Source organism: Streptomyces sp. NPDC020965, from assembly GCF_044333555.1.
Lineage (GTDB): Bacteria > Actinomycetota > Actinomycetes > Streptomycetales > Streptomycetaceae > Streptomyces.
Map to the genome: position 1 here is coordinate 14,761 of NZ_JBIRRE010000003.1, position 14,402 is coordinate 29,162.

Genomic DNA, 14,402 nt, shown 5'->3' on the forward strand with positions numbered 1-14,402 from the left:
GACCCGTGCCAAAGACGAAAAAGGCGAAGCAGGGCAAAGTTCAGCCCGCGCACCCGAAGAACACGCAGGGCGACGAGAAGGGTCTCGACTTTCCCCGGGCCTGGGTGGAGTTCCCGGACCCCGCCGACGACGAACAGGTCTTCCGCTGCGATATGACCTGGCTGACCTCCCGCTGGAGCTGTGTCTTCGGCAGCGGCTGCCAGGGCATCCAGGCGGGCCGGGCCGATGACGGCTGTTGCACGCTGGGCGCGCACTTCTCCGACGAGGACGACGAGAAGCGGGTGGCCGAGCATGTCGAGCGGCTCACTCCGGAGGTGTGGCAGTTCCACGACGTCGGTACGGAGTCGGGGTGGACCGAGGAGGACGAGGACGGTGAGCGGCAGACGCGGCGCTGGAAGGGGTCGTGTGTCTTCCAGAACCGGCCGGGATTCGCCGGGGGCGCGGGCTGTTCGCTGCACATCCTGGCGCTGAACGAGGGGCGGGAGCCGCTGGAGACCAAGCCGGACGTCTGCTGGCAGCTTCCGGTGCGGCGGACCTACGACTGGATCGAGCGCCCGGACGACACCAAGGTGCTGCAGATCTCGATCGGGGAGTACGACCGGCGCGGGTGGGGCCCTGGCGGTCACGACCTGCACTGGTGGTGCACCTCGGCGACCTCGGCGCACGGGGCCGGGGACCCGGTCTATGTGACCTACCGGCCGGAGCTGGTGGAGCTGATGGGGCAGGAGGCGTACGACGTGCTGGTGGGGCTGTGCGAGGCGCGGCTCTCCTCGCTGCTGCCGCTGGTGGCGCCGCACCCCGCGGACGCGTAGCCGGTCGGGGGGCCCGCGGCGGGTGGTGCCGGCGCCCGGAACGGTCAGGGCGACGGGGTCAGGGCGACGGGGTCGGGGCCTCCGACAGGGAGGGGGACGGCGGCGGCGATGTCGGCGCGCCCTCCGGTTCGGTCGGCGACGGTGACGGGTCCGACGGGCTCGGCGTGGGGGAAGGCGGTGACGGGCTCGGCGTCGGTGACGTCGGGGGGCGCGGCGACGGCGGTCGGGGCGGGCCGTGCGGCCCCTGCCCGACGATCTCCACCAGCGCGCCCGAGGGATCGACGCCGACCCGCGCCCGCCACGCCCCCGCTGGTTGCCGCGCGGCGTCCACCACGAAACGGACCGCGATCGCCGCGCCGGGCAGCAGCACCCCCGAGGTCCGGCTCGGGCGCAGCCAGGACGCGTCCGCCCACACGGCCCACCGCACCGCGCTGCCACCGGACGCCCTGAGCGTGATCCGGCTCGTACCGTCTGACGGCTCCGCCCGCACCGTGAGCCGACCTGGCCCCCGGTGGCCGGGGAGCGTCGGCGGCGCGGGCCGGCCCGTGCTGACGACCTCCACCGAGACCTCCGGGGCGCCGGAGCCCGCCGCGAAGCGCCCGCCGGGTCCTGGCTCCGCGTTGCCCGTGCTCTCGTGGCGGTCGTACGGGTCATAGGGATCGTGCGGGTCGTACGGGTCACGCGGGTCACGCCGGGGCTCCTCGCGGATCTCCGAATCGGTGGCGCTGACCGAGGCGCCGTGCCGCCCCTCCCCCGCCGTCGGGCCGCTCCGGTAGGCCGCCCACAGCGCGAGTACCGGGGCGGCCACGACCGTCGCCACGACCGTGGTCGTCAGGGCACGGGTGCGCAGCCGGTCGCGGCGGGCCGCGTGGTCCTTGGGGTCCAGGGGAAATCCGTCGGGGCCGAAGCGGGGCGCGGCGACCCGGCCGCGGCGGCGGGCCCGGCGTGGCGCATGGGGCGAGGGCGCGGCGGGTGCCGGGACGAGGGGCAGGGCGGCGGGAGTGACGGCCGATCCCGGCCACGGGCCCCGCGCGCCCTCCCGCTCGGCGGCGCGGCGGCAGCGGGGGCAGTCGTCGACATGGCGGACGAGTTCGGCACGGAGCGCCGGGGAGAGCGGGGCCCGGTGGTCCTCGGCGAGACGGGCGACGGAGGGGCAGTCTCCGGTCTCGGCGACGGCGAGGGCGGCGCGGGTGCGCTCGACCTCGCAGGCCGCGGTGGCCAGCAGTTCCTGGGCGGCGAGGGGGGCCAGACCGAGGACGGCGGCGACCTGGCGGGGGGCGAGCCCGTGACGGACGGCCAGCTCCAGGGCTTCCCGCTGTCGGGGGGAGATGCCGGTCGCCTCCGGCCAGGCCAGCAGGGCCAGCTCGACGGTCTGGGCGGTCTGGACGGTCTGGGCGATCCCGGCCTGACGGCGGGGGGCGGACGCGGCGGGTTGGGTGGGGCCTGCGGGCTTCGTGGGCTGGGTGGGCTGGGTGGGTTCTGCGGGCGGGGTGGGGCCTGCGGGCTTCGTGGCGGGCACGGCGGGTTCCCAGGGCTGGGTGGGCTCCACGGGCACGGGTCGCTCCGTGCTGTGCGATCCCTTGTGGGTGCTTCGCTCCTGGGCCAGTCGGCGCAGACAGGCCCATCGCGCCAGCGCGTACAGCCACGCCACGCTCTCGGGCTCGGTGGTGGGACGGCGCCCCCGGTGTCGGTCGGCCACGGCGAGCGTGTCGCCGAGGACCAGCGCGGCGGTGTCGTGGTCGCGGAGCATGGAGAGGCAGTAGGTGAACAGCCCGTCGAGATGGGGCTCGTGGCGCGCTCGCGCCTGCCGGACGGCCGACCACGACGCGCGCCGGTGCGCCTGGTGTGCGCCGGTGGTGTGCGTCGGTGGTTCCCGCCTGCTGCTCATCACGCCGTGACGGTAGGCGTAGGACGAGATCCGGTTCGCACCTCTTGAATGCTTTTAATCCTTACGGGTGAACAGTTCGCTCAAAGGGGGACACCAATCCGTCGCGCCACCCTCTTGGCCGCTCCGGAGAGCGCCCGGGGGCTCCGGAGAGCGCGCCAGGCGCCCGGAGCGCGCCGGTGCGCGGGGGTGTGCTGAGGGGTGTGCTGGGAGTTGTGCGGGCGCGGGGCGATCGGGAGATGGGACGAGGGTGGTGAGAGGGGTGAGGGGTGGTGGGGGGGGTGTCCAGCGGGACGGGGCGCGGGTGAGTTGGTGCGGGTGTCAGCGGGTGCGGGCAGGGGTGGGTGCGAGCGGGGGTGGCGGGGATGTCAGTGGGGGCCGCTACGGTCTGCGTATGGCTGCCCGTACGAAATCCGCGAAGGACCGGCCGTCCTACCGCTGCACCGAGTGCGGCTGGACCACCGCCAAGTGGCTCGGCCGATGCCCCGAGTGCCAGGCATGGGGGACCGTCGAGGAGTACGGCGCGCCCGCCGTGCGCACCACCGCGGCCGGGCGGGTGTCCACCGCGGCCGTGCCCATCGGACAGATCGACGGACGGCAGGCCACCGCACGCTCCACCGGTGTGGACGAGTTGGACCGGGTCCTCGGCGGCGGGCTGGTGCCCGGGGCCGTGGTGCTGCTCGCCGGGGAGCCCGGCGTCGGCAAGTCCACCCTGCTCCTCGATGTGGCCGCCAAGGCCGCGAGCGAGACCCACCGCACGCTCTATGTCACCGGCGAGGAGTCCGCCAGTCAGGTCCGTCTCCGCGCCGACCGGATCAACGCCCTGCACGACCATCTCTATCTCGCCGCCGAGACCGATCTCTCCGCCGTCCTCGGTCATTTGGACGCGGTCAAGCCGTCCCTGCTGATCCTCGACTCCGTGCAGACCGTCGCCTCCCCCGAGATCGACGGCGCCCCCGGCGGCATGGCCCAGGTCCGGGAGGTCGCCGGGGCCCTGATCCGCGCATCCAAGGAGCGCGGTATGTCGACCCTGCTCGTCGGCCATGTCACCAAGGACGGCGCCATCGCGGGACCGCGACTGCTGGAGCATCTCGTCGATGTCGTCCTCAGCTTCGAGGGCGACCGGCACGCCCGCCTCCGTCTCGTGCGCGGCATCAAGAACCGCTACGGGGCGACCGACGAGGTCGGCTGCTTCGAGTTGCACGACGAGGGCATCACCGGGCTCGCCGACCCCTCGGGCCTCTTCCTCACCCGCAGGGACGCTCCCGTGCCCGGCACCTGTCTGACCGTCACGCTGGAGGGCAAGCGGCCCCTCGTCGCCGAGGTGCAGGCGCTCACCGTCGACTCCCAGATCCCGTCGCCCCGGCGCACCACATCGGGTCTGGAGACCTCCCGGGTCTCGATGATGCTCGCGGTGCTGGAGCAGCGCGGCCGGATCACCGCCCTCGGCAAGCGCGATATCTACAGCGCCACCGTCGGCGGGGTGAAGCTCTCCGAGCCCGCCGCCGACCTGGCCATCGCCCTCGCGTTGGCGTCGGCGGCCAGCGACACCCCGCTGCCGAAGAATCTGGTGGCGATCGGCGAGGTCGGCCTGGCGGGCGAGGTCCGACGGGTCACGGGTGTCCAGCGCAGGCTCTCGGAGGCCCATCGGCTCGGGTTCACCCACGCTCTCGTGCCCTCCGATCCCGGCCGGGTGCCCGCGGGGATGAAGGTCACGGAAGTGGCCGATATGGGCGACGCCCTGAGGGTGCTGCCGCGCGGCCGGGCCCGGGGCGCCGGAGCCGGAGCGGGTGCGGCGGGAGGCGCGGCACGCGGCGAGGGTTAGGAGGGCGGCGGCGGGAGACAGGTCCTGGCGGCACGCGCGGCCGGGGGCGGGGGCCCGGCCCCGGCCCGGGGCTCCGTAAGGTGCTACCCGGCGGACCTCCCGCGCCGAGTGCGCGCGGACGCCCCACGGGACGACGAGACTCGCCGGTAGACTTTGCCCTGGTCTCGCCCATCCGTACGAGCCGGAGGAGTGCAGTGGCAGCCAACGACCGGGCATCAGCACCCGGAAAGTCGGGCGCGGGCTCCGGCAACGAAGCACTGATCCGCGCCGCCCTCAGCGCGGTCGCCCCCGGCACCGCGCTGCGCGACGGACTGGAGCGCATCCTCCGGGGAAACACCGGCGGCCTGATCGTCCTCGGCATGGACAAGATCGTGGAGTCGATGTGCTCCGGCGGATTCGTCCTGGACGTGGAGTTCACCGCCACCCGGCTGCGTGAGCTGTGCAAGTTGGACGGCGCGCTCATCCTCGACAAGGACATCGGGAAAATCCTCCGGGCGGGTGTGCAGCTCGTCCCGGACGCGTCCATTCCCACCGAGGAGACCGGCACCCGGCACCGTACGGCGGACCGGGTCTCCCGGCAGTGCGGGTTCCCCGTGGTCTCCGTCTCCCAGTCGATGCGGCTGATCGCGCTCTACGTGGCCGGGGAGCGCCGGGTGCTGGAGGAGTCGGCCGCGATCCTGTCGCGCGCCAATCAGGCACTCGCCACCCTGGAGCGGTACAAGCTCCGGCTGGACGAGGTCGCCGGCACGCTCTCCGCGCTGGAGATCGAGGACCTCGTGACGGTCCGGGACGTCACCGCCGTGGCCCAGCGGCTGGAGATGGTCCGCCGCATCGCCACCGAGATCGCCGAGTACGTGGTGGAGTTGGGCACCGACGGCCGTCTCCTCTCCCTCCAGCTGGACGAGTTGATCGCGGGCGTGGAGCCCGAGCGCGAGCTGGTCGTACGCGACTATGTGCCCGAGCCCACCGCGAAGCGGTCCCGCACGGTCGGTGAGGCACTCGCCGAACTGGACGCCCTCACCCACACCGAGCTGCTGGAGCTGCCCATAGTGGCCAGGGCGCTGGGTCACAGCGGCTCCCCGGAGACGCTGGACTCCGCGGTCTCCCCGCGCGGCTACCGGCTGCTGGCGAAGGTGCCGCGGCTGCCCGGCACGATCATCGAGCGGCTGGTGGAGCACTTCGGCGGGCTGCAGAAGCTACTGGCCGCGAGTGTGGACGATCTACAGACGGTGGACGGGGTGGGCGAGGCGCGGGCCCGTAGCGTGCGGGAGGGGCTCTCCCGGCTCGCCGAGTCGTCCATCCTGGAGCGGTACGTCTGACCGCCCGGTTCTTCGAAGGCGGAAGTTTCGAAGGCGGAAGTGAGAGGGGCCCGGGGCTTTCGCCCCGGGCCCCTCCTCTGTCTGCGGGGGTCTAGTTCTTTTCCAGGCGGAACGAGGCGGGCAGCACCGTCTCGCCGGGGAAGCGTGCCTCCACCAGATACGTCCCCGCCGTCACGGGCGCGGCCGGCGGAGTCGCGCACCGCGGCTCGCTCTGCCTGCGGTCCCACTCGACGGTGTGGGTGACCGAACCGCCACCGGGGACCTTCAGCAGCAGGCTCGCGGCCGGCCGGGGGCAGTCCTTGGAGGACCAGACCTCGTCGTCACCGTCGCCCGTGACCGTGAGCACCGCGGCCGTCGGGCCGAAGTCGGCCTTGCAGGTGGTCGTCGACGCGTTGGACGCGGTGAGCTGGAAGGAGGGCTTCTCGCCCGGACCGTACGAGACCTTGGCGGTGCGCAGGGTCAAGGTCAGCGCGCCCGAGGGGCAGTTGGGGAGGGCCGAGCCGGCCGGGACCCGCTCGGGCGCCGAACCGCCGCTTCCCGTGCCGCCGTCGGAGCCACTGCCGGAACCGGTGCCGGAACTGGTGCCCCCGGTGCCGGTGTTCGACCCGGAGCCCGTGCTGCCGCCGGTGCCGGCGTCACCGCTGCCGCTGCCACTGCCGCTGCTCTCGGCGGGGCCGGAACCGGTGCCGCCGGAGTCGTCGCGCCCGCCCGGCTGTTCGTCGATGGCGGGCCCGGACCGCGACGGGCCCGGCGCGATGGTCGAAGGCGCCGACGACGACTCGCCGTTGGCGTTGTCGTCCTTGCCCCCGTCCCCTCCGCTGGAACTGACGGCCCATACGGCCAGCACCGCGAGCAGCGCGACCAGCGATGCTGCGATCGCCCTCCGGCGCCAGTAGATGGAGGAGGGGAGCGGCCCGATCGGATTGCGCATAGATCCCACGACTCAAACTCTACGAGAGAACGCGGCCAACTCCGGTCCCACCCGCCGCCCAGTTCGCAAGTTCTCCGGATCATCATCCCGGACGGGGGGCCGGCCGGCCCCGTCCTCCGCCGGAATGGGCCCCTGTCGACCGCCGCGGATACCCCGTGCGGCCCAACCGGTACGGTCCCTGATCATGGACAGCAGCATCACCCGCGGCCTCTACCGCGATATCACCGATTTCGCCCATTCCACCCCCACCTGGTTCCAGCATTCCTTCGAACTCTTCACCGAGGCGGGGCTGCTGATCTTCGGAGCGCTCTTCGTCGTCGTCTGGTGGCGGGCGAGAAGCGGGAGTTCGGCCGCGATAGCCGTGGCCGTGCTCGCGCCGCTCGCGACCGCGACCGGCTACGTCGTCAGCGAGTCCTTCAAATCGATCGTCGATGAGGAACGGCCCTGTCGCACGGTCACGGAGGCGGCCACCTCGCTCGCCGCCTGCCCGCCGGTCGGTGACTGGTCCTTCCCGAGCAACCACTCCACGATCGCCGGGGCCGCGGCGGTGGCGCTCGCGCTGGCCTGGCCGAAGATCGCGCTGTTCACCGTGCCGATGGCGCTGCTGATGGCGTTCTCCCGGGTGTTCGTGGGGGTGCACTATCCGCACGACGTGGTGGTGGGGCTGGTGCTGGGGGCGGTGGTGACGGTGCTGTTCGTGAAGGTGCTGACGAAACCGGCCGGGGCGGTGCTGATGACGATGCGGGGGAGTGGGACGGGGGTGCTGGCATGGTTCGCCGGGCCGGGGCGGCGGGTGGGGGCGCATCGGAAGGTCTGAGGGGGCTCTGTCCTCAAGCGCCGGACGGGCTGTTCGCGCGGCCTCCGGGCCGGGGGGTCCCGGACGCCCCAGCGACCTGGGAGCGAGGGTCCGTCCTCAAACGCCGGACGGGCTGAATGGCGGGCCCCGGCTGAATCGGGCGGGCCCCGGCTGAATGGCGGGCGCCGGCTGGATGGGCCGCACCTCCGGGACCGAGGGACTCGGACACCCCAGCGACCTGGGGACGAGGGTCCGTCCTCAAACGCCGGACGGGCTGGATGGCGGGCCCCGGCTGGATCGGCGGACCCGGGCTGAATCAGCGGGCCCCGGCTGGATCGGCGGGCGCCGGCTGGATCGGCGGGCCCGGGCTGGGGCGGGGAGGCTGGGAGGGGGGTGGGGGATGCGCCGCTTAGCCCATGGGGCGGGGCGGATGCGCACCCCGCTCGCCCGGACGTGCCAGGATCGGAGGTGCCATGACTGACACCAGCACAGATCTCTCTCCCACCGATGCCGCGTCCCTCCACTCCCCCGTCATCGCCTGGTTCGACGAGCACGCCCGTGACCTGCCCTGGCGGCGCCCCGATGCGGGCGCCTGGGGTGTGATGGTCAGCGAGTTCATGCTGCAGCAGACTCCCGTGAGCCGAGTGCTCCCCGTATACGAGCAGTGGGTGGCCCGCTGGCCCCGGCCGGCCGATCTCGCGGCCGAGGCTCCGGGCGAGGCCGTCCGCGCCTGGGGCCGGCTCGGGTATCCGCGCCGTGCGCTGCGGCTGCACGGAGCGGCGCAGGCGATAGCGGAGCGCCACGGCGGCGACGTGCCGCGCGAACACGCGCAGCTCCTCGCGCTGCCCGGGATCGGTGAGTACACGGCGGCGGCCGTGGCCTCCTTCGCGTACGGGCAGCGTCATGCCGTCCTCGACACCAATGTGCGGCGGGTCTTCGCCCGCGCGGCCAGTGGTGTGCAGTACCCGCCGACGGCGACGACCGCCGCCGAGCGCAAGCTGGCGCGGGCGCTGCTCCCCGACGACGAGGAGATCGCGGCCCGCTGGGCGGCGGCCTCCATGGAGCTGGGCGCGCTGGTGTGCACCGCGCGGAACGAGGACTGCGCGCGCTGCCCGATCGCGGCCGCCTGCGCCTGGCGGCTGGCCGGGAAGCCCGCCCACCAGGGCGCCGCACGGCGTGGTCAGACCTATGCGGGTACCGATCGCCAGGTGCGGGGCAAGCTGCTCGCCGTGTTGCGGGAGTCGTCGGCTCCGGTGCCGCGGTCCGCGCTGGACGCGGTCTGGCACGAACCGCTCCAGCGGGCCCGGGCGCTGGACGGTCTGGTCGCGGACGGTCTGGTGGAGCCGTGGGAGGACGGCACCTACCGACTGCCCGGCTGAGCAGGCGTCTTTCCCCTCACAACCAGCTCCGAAACATCCGCTGTTACACAACCGATGGATGGCCGTGCGCCCTTCGACGGCTGCCCCGCACAGGCCCGTGACAACCGCTCCGTAGCTTCTGAGACGTAACGGAACGCGGTGCTTTTCACGGGGCGGAGGCGGTTGGAATGGCGCACGGCGAGGTGCTTGAGTTCGAAGAGTACGTACGCACCCGGCAGGAGGCCCTGCTGCGCAGTGCCCGGCGCCTCGTCCCCGACCCCATCGACGCCCAGGACCTGTTGCAGACCGCGCTGGTCCGCACGTACCGCCGCTGGGAAGGCATAGCCGACAAGTCGCTCGCCGACGCCTACCTCCGCCGCGTGATGATCAATACGCGTACGGAGTGGTGGCGGGCGCGGAAGCTCGAAGAGGTCCCCACCGATGAGCTGCCCGACGCGAGCGTGGAGGACGGCAGCGACCAGCGCGCGGACCGCGCCCTGCTGATGGACGTGTTGAAGGTGCTGGCGCCCAAGCAGCGCAGTGTCGTGGTGCTGCGCCACTGGGAGCAGATGAGCACCGAGGAGACCGCTGCCGCACTGGGGATGTCTGCGGGTACGGTGAAGAGCACACTGCACCGGGCACTGGCCCGGCTCCGCCAGGAGCTGGAGAGCAGAGCCGCGGACGCGAGCGCTCCCGACTACGACGAGGTCCACGGCGCCGTGCGTGACGTGCGTGAGGTGGGCGGGGTCCGCGACGTATGGCGTGGCCGTAGGGACGACGAGCGGGGGCGGGAGCGGTGCGCGGCCTGAAGGGCCTGAGGAAGAGACGCGACAGGGCTGCACTGGCGGCGAGCACCACGGCGATGGCCGGGCTCGCCGCCATAGGCATGTTCACCGTGGCCTGTTCCACCGGCGGCACCGGAGTGCAGGACGAGGGATCGGCCCATGCCGAGGCGAGCCCCAAGAGCACCCCCGCGCCCTCCCCGAGCGACGCGGCGAAGGCGCGGGTGCGGGTCGATGTCGTCCAGTTGATCAAGAACGATCCGAAGGTCAACAAACGGCTCCGGGCCGATCTCAAACCGTGCGAGGGCAGCACCTACCCGGTGGACACCTCGTACGGGAACCTCACCGGCGGCGGTGCGCCCGATGTCGTCGTCAACGTGGTGAGCTGCGACGAGAAGGTCGGTGTCGGTACCTATGTGTACCGTGCGAACGGCGTGCGGTACGAGAACGTCTTCGCCTCCGAGGAGCCCGCGGTCTACTCCGCGATCGACCGGAGCGAGCTGGTGGTGACCCGGCAGGTGTGGGACGACGGGGAGGACCCGTTCGCCGGTCCTTCCGCCGAGGAAGTGACCACGTACCGCTGGGCCGGGGGCAAGTTCACCCAGCTCCACTGGGTGCGGAACGATTTCAGCGGGGCGGGTGGGGGCGGCGGCGAATGGGTGCCCCCCTCCCTGACCACGACCGTACCGACCGAGGACTAAGAGCACCGGATGGCCGAGATCCATGTCCTGTTCGTCGAGGACGACGATGTCATTCGCGAGGCGACCCAGCTCGCGCTGGAGCGTCACGGCTTCGTGGTCACCGCCCAGCCCGACGGGCTCCAGGGCCTGGAGTCGTTCCGGGCCGACCAGCCGGACATCGCGCTGCTCGATGTGATGGTCCCCGGGCTGGACGGGGTGAGCCTGTGCCGGCGCATCCGGGATGAGTCGACCGTGCCGGTGATCATGCTGTCGGCGCGCGCGGACTCGATCGATGTGGTGCTCGGCCTGGAGGCCGGCGCGGATGACTACGTCACCAAGCCCTTCGACGGGGCCGTGCTGGTCGCCCGCATCCGTGCGGTGCTGCGCCGTTTCGGCCATGCGGGCGGCGGCGAGCGGGCGCCGGGGCAGGGCGCCGGGGCGGGCGCGCTGCTGACCTTCGGTGAGCTGGAGGTCGATACGGAGGGCATGGAGGTACGGAAGGGGGGCGAGCCGGTGGCGCTGACGCCGACGGAGATGCGGCTGCTGCTGGAGTTCTCCTCCGCGCCGGGCACGGTGCTCTCCCGCGACAAGCTGCTGGAGCGGGTCTGGGACTACGGCTGGGGCGGCGACACCCGGGTGGTGGACGTCCATGTCCAGCGGCTGCGCACCAAGATCGGCCAAGACCGGATCGAGACGGTCCGCGGCTTCGGCTACAAGCTCAAGGGATGAACCGGACCGGATCCCTGATCGACGCCGGATACGCACGGAGCGGCACACGGCGCGGACCGGACGGACAGGACGGACGGGACGGACGGGACGGACGGGACGACGGCCGAGGGCGCGCACGGAACGGCACCCCATGCGTACGGAGCGGCGCGGGATACGTATGGCGCCCCGCGGGACGCGTGCGGAGTGACGCCGGGAGCGCGGTATGAAGCGGTTCGCGCTGCGGACCGGTGTCCGCTGGAAGATCAGTATCGCCATCGCGGCCGTCGGTGCCCTGATCGCGCTGACCCTCAGCCTGGTCGTACACAACGCCGCCCGGGTGTCGATGCTCGACAGCGCCCGTGATGTGCAACTGGAGCGGATCGGACTCGCCCAGCGCCTGTACGAGACCTCCACCAACAAGGACCCCCGCTTCAGCGCCAAGGTCAACGATCCGGCACTCCCCCGGGACCTCCAGAAGCTGATGAAGGAGAAGCGGCGCGCCACCTACATCCGGGACCGTGACGACGGCCCCCCGGAGATCTGGGCCGCCGTACCGCTCGCCGACGGGGGCGTGCTCTCGATCCGTACCCGGTTCGCCGGGCGCAGTGCGGACATCCTGAACGATCTCAACCGGGCGCTGATCATCGGCTCGGTCTCGGTGGTCTTCGGCGGCTGCGCGCTGGGCGTGCTGATCGGCGGCCAGCTCTCCCGGCGGCTGCGGAAGGCGGCGACCGCCGCCGCCACGGTCGCCGAGGGCAATACGGAGGTACGGGTACGGGACGCCATCGGCGGGGTCGTCCGGGACGAGACGGATGAGCTGGCCCGCGCGGTGGACGCGCTCACGGACGCGCTGAACGCGCGCATCCAGGCCGAGCGCCGGGTGACCGCGGATATCGCGCACGAGCTGCGCACTCCGGTCACCGGGCTGCTGACGGCCGCCGAGCTGCTGCCGCCCGGCCGGCCGACCGAGCTGGTGCGGGACCGGGCGCAGGCGATGCGGACGCTGGTGGAGGACGTACTGGAGGTCGCCAGGCTCGACAGCGCGTCCGAGCGGGCGGAGCTCCAGGAGATCGCGCTCGGTGAGTTCGTCACCCGGCGGGTCATGGCCCTGAACCCGGAGGTGATCGTCCAGGTGGTGCACGAGTCCTGGGTGAGCACCGATCCGCGGCGGCTGGAGCGCATCCTGCTGAATCTGCTGACCAATGCCGGGAAATACGGCAGGTCGCCGATCCAGGTCACGGTGGAGGGCCGGGTGGTACGGGTGCGGGATCACGGCCCCGGTTTCCCGGAGGCGCTGCTGCGTGAGGGGCCGAGCAGGTTCCGTACCGGCGCGAGCGACCGGGCGGGGACGGGGCACGGACTGGGGCTGACCATCGCGGCGGGGCAGGCGCGGGTGCTCGGCGCCCGGCTCACCTTCCGTAACGCGGCTCCGGAGGGCACGGACCCGCTGGGCGAGTCGGGGGGCGCCATCGCGGTGCTCTGGCTGCCCGAACACGCGCCGACCACCACCGGTAGCTTCCCGATCCTGGCGATCGACGACTGACCGGCCACCGAAAGCGGCCCATGAGCGGGACCTGAGCGGCTGCTGTGACCGGCCGCTGACCGGCCGCACAGTGCCGGTCAGCAGCCGCTGGGTGGCCGGTGAGGGGTGCCTGACCCGCTGCCGGGTGCTGCTGCTGACCGACCTGGACCGGACCGGACCGGACCGGACTGGACCGGACCGGACCGGACCAGCAAGCACGGGCCCAGCTACTGACCGTGACGGCCCCAGCCACCTCGGACAGGCAGCCACCCGGACAGACGGTCACCCCGGACAGGCAGCCACCCGGACAGACGGCCGACGGCCCCCGGCGCATCTCGCGCCGGGGGCCGTCGGTGGTCAGTGCCGGAGACCCCTGAGGGTCCCCAGGGGGATCAGGCCCGTGGGACCGGGCCGGATTCCGGAGGGTGTCAGATGGTGACGCCCTCGGAGCGCAGGTGGCTCACGGGGTTGATGGCACTGCCGTAGTTCGGGGTGGTACGGATCTCGAAGTGCAGGTGGGGACCGCTGGAGTTACCGGTGTTGCCGGACAGGGCGATGGTCTGACCACCCTTGACCTGCTGGCCGACCTGCACGTTCACCTGCGAGAGGTGCGCGTACTGGGAGTAGGTGTCGGAGTCGTGCTTGATCACGACGGCGTTGCCGTACGCGGAGCCGTCACCGGCGCCGTTCGGGCCGGCCTTCACCACGGTGCCGGGACCGACGGACTTGACCGTGGTACCGGTGGGGACGGCGAAGTCCTGGCCGGAGTGGTTGCTGGCCCACATGTTGCCGCCCTTGCCATAGGTGGCACTGACGACGTAGTTGCTGACCGGCTTGGTCCAGCCCGAGGCGGACTTCGCGGCGGCGACCGGCTTGGCGGTCACGGACTGCTTCGCGGCGGCGGCCTGAGCCTTGGCCTGCGCGGCGACGGCGCTCGCGGTGGTCATCTTGACGGGGACGCCGGTGGGCGTACCGGTCTCGGCTGCGAACGCGGCTCCCGTACCGAGCACCGTGGCCGCTCCCAGACCTGCGGCGACCAGCACGGCCGTGCGGGTACGGATGGCGGACGGGCGGGGGGTGGAAGAAACGCGCGACATACAGAAGCCTCCGGCAATAAGGGAACCCGGCACGGGGACTGTGTCGGGTGGTGGTGCCATCCCTTGGTAACCGAACCCCCCACTTCACCTCAAACACCCCAACTACGACATTACGTCGTAGCCAATACGCCCGTGATCCACACCCTTGACACCTTTTGACCATGCTCGGGGCCGCACCGGAAAACAGCCGAGATCTCCGTACCGGAAGAGGTTTGACCGCAGGTACGGCCCGGTGGAATCGGCCCCCCGCCGCCACCCGGTACCCGTCGACGACCCGCGGGACCAAAGTCCCGCCGGGGCGCCGGGTACCGGAACCACCGGCGGACCCGGTCGGGCGTGAACAACGCTCCTATTCCGGCTCGTAGGTCCGGATGGGCCTGTGTGCCTTGTCACCGGGCCGAGGCCCCGGTTGTGGCCCGCGCCACTGCCGAAAGGGCGGATCGGGGCCGGTCACGGCCGACCGGGAGCGGTACGCGGAACAGCGGGCGGCGGAGCGCCGACAGCAGGGGGCGCCGGGGTGCCACCCCCGCCCGTAGCCCCTCTGACCTGCCCTTATGGCCTGGGGGCGGAGAATCCGGGAGGTGCGGGGCCTGGACGCACCCCCCGCCCGACCCCCGCCCGGCCCCCGAACCGGTCAGGACCCGGCCGTCCGCCTCCTTCCCGCCCACCCCCCGGTACGGGATCCTC

General features: G+C 72.6%; 12 protein-coding genes. 9 read left to right on the forward strand and 3 right to left on the reverse strand.

The window, feature by feature from the left end; all coding sequences use genetic code 11:
* The first annotated feature begins 5 nt into the window (after positions 1-5).
* Positions 6-812 (forward strand): hypothetical protein, encoded by an 807-nt coding sequence (locus ACH4S7_RS10505; protein WP_398520750.1) that lies wholly within the window; start codon positions 6-8, stop codon positions 810-812.
* A gap of 58 nt (positions 813-870) precedes the next feature.
* On the opposite strand, the gene ACH4S7_RS10510 is transcribed toward ACH4S7_RS10505, so the two are convergent.
* Positions 871-2,700, reverse strand: coding sequence for a hypothetical protein (locus ACH4S7_RS10510; protein WP_398520751.1), 1,830 nt, complete (start codon positions 2,698-2,700; stop codon positions 871-873).
* 391 nt (positions 2,701-3,091) lie between these two features.
* On the opposite strand from ACH4S7_RS10510, the gene radA reads away from it, so the two are divergent.
* Together radA and disA are read left to right on the forward strand one after the other, a co-directional pair.
* Positions 3,092-4,522, forward strand: a complete 1,431-nt coding sequence (gene radA / locus ACH4S7_RS10515) for a DNA repair protein RadA (protein WP_398520752.1) — start codon at positions 3,092-3,094, stop codon at positions 4,520-4,522.
* A gap of 194 nt (positions 4,523-4,716) precedes the next feature.
* Positions 4,717-5,841, forward strand: coding sequence for a DNA integrity scanning diadenylate cyclase DisA (gene disA, locus ACH4S7_RS10520; protein ID WP_398520753.1), 1,125 nt, complete (start codon positions 4,717-4,719; stop codon positions 5,839-5,841).
* 91 nt (positions 5,842-5,932) lie between these two features.
* Here the strand turns inward: disA and ACH4S7_RS10525 are convergent, their stop codons facing one another.
* Complete coding sequence (locus ACH4S7_RS10525) at positions 5,933-6,772, reverse strand: hypothetical protein (protein ID WP_398521340.1); 840 nt, start codon at positions 6,770-6,772, stop codon at positions 5,933-5,935.
* Between the two features lie 184 nt (positions 6,773-6,956).
* On the opposite strand from ACH4S7_RS10525, the gene ACH4S7_RS10530 reads away from it, so the two are divergent.
* The 6 genes from ACH4S7_RS10530 to cseC all read left to right on the forward strand — a co-directional run bounded on the left by ACH4S7_RS10530 (position 6,957) and on the right by cseC (position 12,639).
* The gene (locus tag ACH4S7_RS10530) at positions 6,957-7,589 is read left to right on the forward strand and encodes a phosphatase PAP2 family protein (RefSeq protein ID WP_398520754.1); all 633 of its coding nucleotides are present in this window, start codon (positions 6,957-6,959) and stop codon (positions 7,587-7,589) included.
* A 452-nt stretch (positions 7,590-8,041) separates the two neighbouring features.
* The gene (locus ACH4S7_RS10535) at positions 8,042-8,947 is read left to right on the forward strand and encodes an A/G-specific adenine glycosylase (RefSeq protein ID WP_398520755.1); all 906 of its coding nucleotides are present in this window, start codon (positions 8,042-8,044) and stop codon (positions 8,945-8,947) included.
* Positions 8,948-9,114: 167 nt separating this feature from the next.
* The gene (locus tag ACH4S7_RS10540; protein WP_398520756.1) at positions 9,115-9,735 is read left to right on the forward strand and encodes a SigE family RNA polymerase sigma factor; all 621 of its coding nucleotides are present in this window, start codon (positions 9,115-9,117) and stop codon (positions 9,733-9,735) included.
* Positions 9,723-10,409 (forward strand): hypothetical protein, encoded by a 687-nt coding sequence (locus tag ACH4S7_RS10545; protein ID WP_398520757.1) that lies wholly within the window; start codon positions 9,723-9,725, stop codon positions 10,407-10,409. Before ACH4S7_RS10540 ends, ACH4S7_RS10545 begins: the two co-directional genes overlap by 13 nt.
* 9 nt (positions 10,410-10,418) lie before the next feature.
* Positions 10,419-11,117, forward strand: a complete 699-nt coding sequence (gene cseB, locus ACH4S7_RS10550; RefSeq protein ID WP_398520758.1) for a two-component system response regulator CseB — start codon at positions 10,419-10,421, stop codon at positions 11,115-11,117.
* 202 nt (positions 11,118-11,319) lie between these two features.
* The gene (cseC, locus tag ACH4S7_RS10555; RefSeq protein ID WP_398520759.1) at positions 11,320-12,639 is read left to right on the forward strand and encodes a two-component system sensor histidine kinase CseC; all 1,320 of its coding nucleotides are present in this window, start codon (positions 11,320-11,322) and stop codon (positions 12,637-12,639) included.
* Between the two features lie 407 nt (positions 12,640-13,046).
* Here the strand turns inward: cseC and ACH4S7_RS10560 are convergent, their stop codons facing one another.
* Positions 13,047-13,715 (reverse strand): M23 family metallopeptidase, encoded by a 669-nt coding sequence (locus ACH4S7_RS10560; protein WP_398520760.1) that lies wholly within the window; start codon positions 13,713-13,715, stop codon positions 13,047-13,049.
* Between the last annotated feature and the right edge of the window lie 687 nt (positions 13,716-14,402).